This is a genomic window from Mesorhizobium sp. M1E.F.Ca.ET.063.01.1.1 (genome assembly GCF_003998155.1).
Taxonomy (GTDB): domain Bacteria; phylum Pseudomonadota; class Alphaproteobacteria; order Rhizobiales; family Rhizobiaceae; genus Mesorhizobium.
Map to the genome: position 1 here is coordinate 1 of NZ_RZSC01001545.1, position 498 is coordinate 498.

General features: G+C 60.6%; 1 protein-coding gene and 1 pseudogene. Both read left to right on the forward strand.

What is annotated here, in order from left to right:
* Window positions 1–165: pseudogene (locus tag EOA29_RS43645) on the forward strand (glutamate racemase); the annotation flags it as partial.
* 145 nt (window positions 166–310) lie between these two features.
* Complete coding sequence (locus tag EOA29_RS39700; RefSeq protein WP_126093605.1) at window positions 311–493, forward strand: DUF3008 family protein; 183 nt, start codon at window positions 311–313, stop codon at window positions 491–493.
* Window positions 494–498: the final 5 nt, after the last annotated feature.

Sequence of the window (498 nt, forward strand, 5' to 3'; positions counted from 1 at the left end):
TGGATCGATCCGGCGGAAGCCATCGCGCGACGGGCCATGTCGCTGCTCGAACCAGTCAGCGAACCGTCGGGGGAGAACGAGGCCGACATCGCGGTCTTCACCTCGGGCAAGGTGGATTTCGCCACGAAACGGCTCATCCAGGGCTTTGGATTGACCGCAGGCTAAAGCGCATCGCGATCTTTCAGGTTCGCTCCTTGCGCTTCAGGTTTTTGATTGCCCCGAACCGGTTCCCACTTTCGGGAGATACGCGTTAGCGCTGGAACTGCGGCCTGTGCCGCAGCGTTCTCCTCACAGCAAAGGAGGATCCACCATGCCTGCCACATCACAAGCTCAGCAAAAGGCGGCCGGCGCGGCACTCGCGGCCAAACGCGGCGAGATCAAGAAAAGCGAGCTCAAAGGCGCATCGCGCGAGATGTATGAATCGATGAGCGAGAAGCAGCTCGAGGAATTCGCCGAAACCAAGCGCAAGGGCCTGCCCAGCAAGAAGTCGTGAGCTGC

Excerpts from the sequence above, each read along its gene's own strand:
- EOA29_RS39700 (WP_126093605.1), top strand. The coding sequence starts at position 311 with ATGCCTGCCACATCACAAGCTCAGCAAAAGGCGGCCGGCGCGGCACTC.